7 protein-coding genes are annotated in these 7204 nt (G+C 54.1%); 3 read left to right on the top strand and 4 right to left on the bottom strand.

From position 1 onward, the window contains the following. The 3 genes from AC2FFH_RS20190 (at position 1) to yghX (ending at position 3796) form a co-directional block, all read left to right on the top strand. Positions 1-1299, top strand: a complete 1299-nt coding sequence (locus AC2FFH_RS20190) for a malonyl-CoA decarboxylase (RefSeq protein ID WP_496769502.1) — start codon at positions 1-3, stop codon at positions 1297-1299. After that, positions 1296-2819, top strand: coding sequence for a malonate--CoA ligase (locus tag AC2FFH_RS20195; RefSeq protein ID WP_496845184.1), 1524 nt, complete (start codon positions 1296-1298; stop codon positions 2817-2819). The genes AC2FFH_RS20190 and AC2FFH_RS20195 overlap by 4 nt, the downstream gene beginning before the upstream one ends. Before the next feature lie 89 nt (positions 2820-2908). Further along, complete coding sequence (yghX, locus tag AC2FFH_RS20200; protein WP_496845185.1) at positions 2909-3796, top strand: YghX family hydrolase; 888 nt, start codon at positions 2909-2911, stop codon at positions 3794-3796. Between the two features lie 402 nt (positions 3797-4198). On the opposite strand, the gene AC2FFH_RS20205 is transcribed toward yghX, so the two are convergent. The 4 genes from AC2FFH_RS20205 to AC2FFH_RS20220 form a co-directional block, all read right to left on the bottom strand. Next, positions 4199-4555, bottom strand: a complete 357-nt coding sequence (locus AC2FFH_RS20205; protein WP_496769508.1) for a YHYH protein — start codon at positions 4553-4555, stop codon at positions 4199-4201. 66 nt (positions 4556-4621) lie between these two features. Beyond that, entirely contained in the window at positions 4622-4834 is a 213-nt protein-coding gene (locus tag AC2FFH_RS20210) for a hypothetical protein (protein ID WP_496769512.1), read from the bottom strand. 77 nt (positions 4835-4911) lie between these two features. Then, positions 4912-5850, bottom strand: coding sequence for a 3,5-dioxohexanoate:acetyl-CoA acetone transferase (gene kce, locus AC2FFH_RS20215; RefSeq protein ID WP_496845186.1), 939 nt, complete (start codon positions 5848-5850; stop codon positions 4912-4914). A gap of 4 nt (positions 5851-5854) precedes the next feature. Beyond that, entirely contained in the window at positions 5855-6883 is a 1029-nt protein-coding gene (locus AC2FFH_RS20220; protein ID WP_496845187.1) for a branched-chain amino acid ABC transporter permease, read from the bottom strand. Between the last annotated feature and the right edge of the window lie 321 nt (positions 6884-7204).

Here is a 7204-nt window from a genome sequence, read left to right on the forward strand (position 1 = left end):
ATGCAGCGGAATTGGTTTCTGGGTGATCTACTAAACCAATTGCTGGACCGTCCCGACAAAAGGCGTGGCAAGGATGACAAACGGTCCATTGCCGAACTATGTGAGGCGCTTCTGTCCGCAGAGGGTGAAGTATCGGGTTTCACACTGGCGTCTACGATTCTTGAGCGCTACCACACTCTGGATGACCCCGAGAAGCTAGACTTTTTTGCCTATTTGAATGACCACCTAGAGCTAGACGCCGATCAGCTTTCTGAAGCAGCCCGCCTCTATGCCAGTGATCGAAGTGTCAATCTTTATGAAAGACTTAGTGAAGTTTCAGAACCACGGCGACAAGAGTTGTTGCGACGGCTGAACCAGCCGTCTGGTGCGACGCAGGAACTTGTGGCCATGCGCGTTGATCTACTGCGCTTTCTCAAATCCAAACCGGAACTCAAGCGAACGGATATCGATTTCGTCCATTTATTGCGCAGTTGGTTCAACCGGGGCTTTCTGGTTCTCAAACAAATCAGCTGGGACACCCCTGCCCGCGTTCTGGATAAGATCGTCGCCTATGAAGCGGTGCACCAGATCAACGATCTGGACGATTTGCGGCGAAGACTCTACCCGCCAGACCGTCGTTGTTTTGCGTTCTTCCATCCTTCGATGCCAGATGAGCCACTGATATTTGTCGAGGTCGCTCTGACCGTTGAAATCCCGGATGCAATAGATACGCTTCTATCCGAAGCACGAGAACCGATCGAAGCCGAGAAGGCAAAGGTCGCGGCGTTCTATTCAATTTCAAACTGCCAAATGGGTTTAGCGGGCATCAGCTTTGGGAATCTATTGATAAAGCAGGTTGTGACCGAGCTTTCGCGAGAGCTTCGCGGGCTTGATACCTTTGTGACATTGTCGCCGGTACCGGGGCTAAACCGGTGGCTGGCTGGTGAAACAGACCACCCAGAACACGGGCATGCCGCCGAGGCCGTGCTTGCAGAAACAGCAGCACCGCAGGACACGCGCGCGATGGCTGCCCGATACTTGATGTTCGCCAAGCGCGAAGATGGGATGCCACTGGACCCTGTGGCCCGCTTTCATCTGGGCAATGGCGCCGAGCTTCATGAAGTGCATGCCGAAGCCGATCCCTCGCCGAACGGACGCGCCCAGTCCGGAGGTGCGATGGTCAACTACCTTTACGATTTAAACAAAACAGAACGTTATCACGAAGAATTCGCGACACGTTCCACGATCCAAGCCTCGCGTTCAATTCGCGCGGTTTCAACTGCGACGCTTGCGGTAAAGCCTAGGGAAAATACAGCGTGACTAATACACTTTACGACAGTTTGTTTGCCCGCCACGAGGGCAACATGGCTCCATTCCTGCAACTCGATAGTGGCCAGGTAGTCTCTTATGACGCGTTTCTGCAGCGCACCGCCCAGATCGCGCATGTCTTGCAGAACAGCGGAGTTTCCCCCGGCGATCGCATCGTTGTGCAAGCGCCCAAGCTAGCCGACACGATTGCGCTCTATGCCGCTTCGGTTCAGGCAGGTGCTGTCTACCTGCCCCTTAACACTGCCTATACCATGGCAGAGTTGGACTATTTCATCTCTGACGCACAACCTGCGTTAATCGTTTGCGACAGCAACGACAAAGTTGAATTCGAACAATTGGCGACCCGGTCTGGTGCAAAACTGCTGACCTTGGGTGGCGAAAATCCAAGCCTGAGCCGCGAAGCGGACGCACAGCCTTGTGTATTCGAAACCGTGGATCGCGCGCCGGACGACCTCGCGGCGCTTCTTTACACATCAGGTACCACGGGCCGGTCCAAGGGCGCGATGCTCAGCCACCGAAACCTGCTTTCCAATGCCCAAGCCCTTGTGGATTTGTGGGGTATCACCGGCTCTGATCGCTTGATTCACGCGTTGCCCATCTTTCACACGCACGGGCTTTTCGTGGCGATGAACACATCACTACTCGCCGGTTCCAAAGTGCGGCTGATGGAAAAATTCGACACTGGTATGATCTTGGAGGAATTGCCCCACTCGACCCTTCTAATGGGAGTCCCCACTTTCTACACCAAATTGCTTGCGGATGACGGCTTCACCGACGAGATCACAGAGAACATGCGTCTATTCATATCTGGTTCGGCCCCATTGCTAGCCGAGACCCACCTAGCGTTCGAAACGCGCACCGGCCACCGCATCCTTGAGCGCTATGGAATGACCGAGACGAACATGAACACCTCGAACCCCTATGACGGTGAGCGTCGCGCAGGAACTGTCGGCTTGGCGCTTCCCGGCACCGAGGTGATCGTTACCAATCCTGAAACTGGAGAACCGCTGCCCCGGGGCGAGGTTGGATTGATCGAAGTACGAGGGCCCAATGTGTTCCAAGGCTATTGGCAAATGCCCGAGAAAACCGCCGAAGAGCTACGGGAAAACGGGTTCTTCATCACCGGTGATCTGGGTCAATGCAGCGAGGATGGTTATCTGTCGATTGTTGGTCGGTCAAAAGACCTGATCATAACTGGTGGTTACAACGTCTACCCCAAAGAAATTGAAGACGTCTTGAACGACATCGACGGCATCCTGGAATCGGCAGTTTTTGGCATTCCCGACAACGAATTTGGAGAAGCAATTATTGCTGCTTTGGTTGCAGAGCCCGGTGCACAGCTTCAGGTGGAACAGATCGAGTCGATCATCAGAAACAAGCTTTCGCGATTCAAACATCCTCGCCGCTACGAACTCGTCCAAGAGTTGCCACGAAACACAATGGGAAAGGTTCAAAAGAACGTACTGCGCGATCAGCGCACAGAAAAGGAAACCGCGTCGGCAGGGTCCTAGCAGACCTGCCTTAAGCCTCAAACAAACCATGACCTTTTGATCTGAAAATACCCTACGGCTTGAACCGCCACCTCATCAGGAGATTGACCATGACTCGCATGACGGCAAAAGACTTCGACCAGGAACTTTTGGACCTGTACGATTTTTACGCGCACGGCAAGATCACCAAGCGTCAGTTTCTGGATCGCGCAGGTAAGTTCGCGGTTGGCGGTTTATCTGCGGTCGCGTTGCTGAACATGCTCAGCCCGAACTATGCATTGGCCGAGCAGGTGTCATTCAACGATCCCGATATCCATGCAGACTACATCACCTATCCCTCGCCAAATGGGACCGGCGACGTACGGGGTTACCTTGTCCGACCTGCTGGTGTGGACGAGCCTCTGCCCGCGGTGCTGGTGATCCACGAAAACCGCGGCCTTAATCCTTACATCGAAGATGTGGCGCGCCGCTTGGCGAAAGCAGGCTTTATGGCTCTGGCTCCAGATGGTCTGACGTCGGTTGGCGGATACCCAGGCAACGATGCTGATGGGCGCGAGTTGCAAAAGACGGTCGATCGGGTCGCGCTGATGAATGATTTCTTCAATGGCTTTGAATACCTATTGAACCGAGAAGACTGCACCGGGAAGGTTGGCGCTGTGGGTTTCTGCTATGGCGGTGGTGTGGTCAGCGCAATTGGGGTGGCCTACCCGGAACTGGCGGCGGGCGTGCCGTTCTATGGCCGCCAGCCAGCGGCCGAAGATGTAGCCAAAATTCAGGCACCGCTGCTGATTCAGATGGGGGAGCTTGATGAGCGCATCAACGCAGGTTGGCCGGATTTTGAAGCCGCTCTGCAATCCAACGGCAAGGTTTATGAGGCCTACATCTACGAAAATGCCAACCACGGTTTTCATAACGACAGCACGCCTCGTTATGACGAGGAAATGGCAAACCTAGCCTGGGACCGCACCATTGATTGGTTCAACACTTATCTGAAGTAACTACAGCGCACGGCGAAGCGAGCATTGTGTTTTTGTCGCTTCGTCGCAACGCACAGTTTACCGGGGCCAAGTCATTTGAAGCCCCAGTATTCTATCTCTCATGATCAGAGAAGCTGAAAGGAACGCTTGGCTAAAGGCTTGGGTGCAAAAAGACATCATCGTTAACAGAAGCCTTCATTGGCGGGGTACAAGACCACTGGCTGTTTACTGAACAACACCGAAACACGAGCGTCCTGTGGGAGTTATGTGAAGCGTTCTCTGATTGAGTGGTCAGCTTGTCAGTATATAGCCAGCACAATCACCTAGCCCTGCCTGAATTCATCCTTTGACCATGCTTGCAAAGAACACCTGACATAAGCGCCTAGGCGGCAGTCGCAAATTAAATGAACCACTGTGACCGCTTTAAACAGATGGCAAACCCAATAAGATCAGAATTGCGAGCAATTCGGCCGTATTGCTAGTATCGCGGGGGAAACACCAGGTGTCTGGCTGGGCATGGGCATTGTGGAGATCTACGCCAAAATACTGATCGTAAGACGGCGGGTCGAGCAACCAGGGATCAGTATCCCGACACCCTGCCAGAACGTTGCCATTCTTGTCTGCACGTGGGCCGCTTGGGCGATAACACCCGGCCGAGAGCAAATCGACCGGCACGCCATTCAACAAAATGGCATCATAACTCCGTTGCGACAGCGCGGTTTGGTTGCGGGCCTTTTCCGGATTTCTGGGAATCCGAAATGTGCCTGACAATTCCCGCACATCGTTGGCGAAGTTGGCTGTAGGCCCATTGAAATCATGGTTAGGAATGCCATTGGTCTTGAGAGTTCAGTGCTGATCATCAGACGAGATTTCGATTTCGGAGTTAAAACGTTGCTGGCGGGTGACGTCTTCCACTGAAGCGGAATACACTCCCGCACAGTCGGCAGACCGGTTGCTGAGCAAAAGATCGGTGATGTCCTGAGCTGCGTTCTGCGCAGGAGCCTGAACGGCCGTAAATCCTGTCAGAAGCGCGCTGAAGGTCAAGATCTTCACTCGCATGGCTCAATCTCCTCAGTGTTTCGAAATTTTCAAACAAACAAATCGCTCGATATGAGTTGATGCCTGTCACCCTAGCCTCAGAATGCGACGCGGTCTCCTCCTTTCAAATCCAGAATTTCTCTCGCTTGGTCGGGAGTTGCGACCTGACTGCCCAAATCTTCTACAATACGTCGAATTTTGGCGACTTGCTGAGCGTTGCTTTCGGCCAGTTTTCCACGAGAGATGAACAGGCTGTCTTCAAGACCTACGCGAATGTTGCCGTCCATCTGGCTTGCCGTCGTGGCAAGGGACATCTGTGCTCCACCTGCGCCCAAGACCGACCACCGATAGTCGTCACCGAACAGCCTGTCGGCAGTGCGTTTCATGAAGATCAGATTGTCGACTTCGGGTCCAATGCCGCCGAGGATGCCAATGATGAACTGAATGAAAATAGGTGCCTTGAACAGTCCGATATCCATGCAGAATTTCGGGTTGTACAAATGCCCGACATCATAGCATTCGTGTTCGAACCTGATGTCATGAGGCGCAAGCGTTTCCGCCGCCTCGCGAATGTCCCGGAACGTATTGCGAAAGATGTTCTGATCGGAGTTCGCGACATAGTCTTTCTCCCAATCAAACTTCCAGTCGTCGTCGCCATACCGATTGGCCAATGGGTGAAACGAGAAGTTCATCGAACCCATATTCATCGAGCACATTTCGGGACTGAAGGTCTTAGCCGGATTGATCCGGTCCTGAATAGACAGAGTCAGCGATCCACCGGTCGATAGATTCACAACTGCGTCGGTAGCCTGTTTGATGCGCGGCAGGAAAGGCGCAAAATCATTCGGGTCAACCGATGGAGAACCGTCCTTTGGGTCGCGCGCATGCAGGTGCAGGATCGACGCTCCGGCCTCGGCGGCCTCGATCGCCTGCCGTGCGATGTCATCATAGGTGTAGGGAAGTGCATCCGACATCGTTGGTGTGTGGATCGCTCCTGTTACAGCACATGTAATGATGGTCTTTTTCTGACGGGCCATGAGTTCAGTTTTCCTTGGATTGTCCGATGTGCTTTACGCGATAGCCCAGCGGGAATAGTTGCAGATCATAACGGCTACGGATCACGCCCCAGATGCCTTTCGGCGCCTTGAGCATGACGACAATCGCAACCACTCCGAGAACGATGAGGTACGTTGTCCCAAGGTCGGCCAGCGTTTCGCGCAACGCAAAGAAGACGAGTGTGCCGATGATCGGTCCTTCGACGGTACCGATGCCGCCGATTACGACGATGAAGATGACGAAGGCGGTCCAGTCGTTGACGCTGAACGCCGCATCCGGCGAAATGCGCAACTTTTGCAAGAAGATCAGCGCGCCGATCATCGCCGTGAACGCCGACGTGACGACGTAAACAATGAACTTCGTGCGCCAGATATCGATGCCGAGGCTACCGGCTGCCAGCTCGTTGTCGCGAATTGCCGTCAATGCCAAACCTTGGCGAGACCGCAAGAAGAGATACACCGCAGTCACCACCAGCACAGCAGCTCCGAGCGCCAGCCAATAACTGAGCGCTTCTCGCATCACGCGCCCGGACGCCAGAGATTTGACGATGGCAACGGGCAGCGAAGATCCTGATCCCCCACCAAGCGCTGAGATTTGCGCGAAGCTCAGCCGAAAGACCTCTGCGATGACCCAGGTGCCAATGACAAAATATGCGCCCCGAAGCCTGAAGATCAGAACAGCCACCGGGATCGAGATCAAAGCCCCCAGCACGCCTGCGGCTGCAATAGCAACCAATGGGTTCAGCCCACCCAGCATCGTAAGTGCAAAGAGCATATAGCCGCCAAAGCCCACATAGGCTTGCTGACCAACAGAGACGAGACCGGCATAACCCGCCATGAGGTTCCAAAGAGTGGCGAGGGACAGGTAGAGAAACAGCTCGCCCATCAGGCGCATGTCAGCCCGGCCTGCCCACCAGGGCGCTGCAATCAAAACAAGCACAGCAATAGCGGTCAGGATCGCAGCAACTCGCGCTGCCTTTGATGATCGAGATACGGAATAATCTTGCAGATTCATCCAGAAACCCTCGGGAAGAGGCCGTTCGGACGAACGGCAAGAATGACAAGGAACGCGATATGTCCGGCAAGCACTTGCCAGCCCGGATCAATCTTGGCTCCGATGGTTTGCGCGACGCCAAGGATAACGCCGCCAATTAATGTACCCCAAAGGTTGCCAAGCCCACCGATGATAACGGCCTCAAAGCCAAAGATCAGGCGACCGCCACCAATCGAAGGATCAAAGCTTGTTCGAATACCAAGCAGTGTCTGACGTCAGCACCAATGGGACAGTTTAAGTAGATTTGATAAGAGAGGGTTTCTGGCTCATCGTAACCGCCAA

This window comes from Ruegeria sp. YTSC003, assembly GCF_059609785.1.

Excerpts from the sequence above, each read along its gene's own strand:
- AC2FFH_RS20190 (WP_496769502.1), top strand. The coding sequence starts at position 1 with ATGCAGCGGAATTGGTTTCTGGGTGATCTACTAAACCAATTGCTGGAC.
- yghX (WP_496845185.1), top strand. The coding sequence starts at position 2,909 with ATGACTCGCATGACGGCAAAAGACTTCGACCAGGAACTTTTGGACCTG.
- AC2FFH_RS20210 (WP_496769512.1), bottom strand. The coding sequence starts at position 4,834 with ATGCGAGTGAAGATCTTGACCTTCAGCGCGCTTCTGACAGGATTTACG.
- kce (WP_496845186.1), bottom strand. The coding sequence starts at position 5,850 with ATGGCCCGTCAGAAAAAGACCATCATTACATGTGCTGTAACAGGAGCG.
- AC2FFH_RS20220 (WP_496845187.1), bottom strand. The coding sequence starts at position 6,883 with ATGAATCTGCAAGATTATTCCGTATCTCGATCATCAAAGGCAGCGCGA.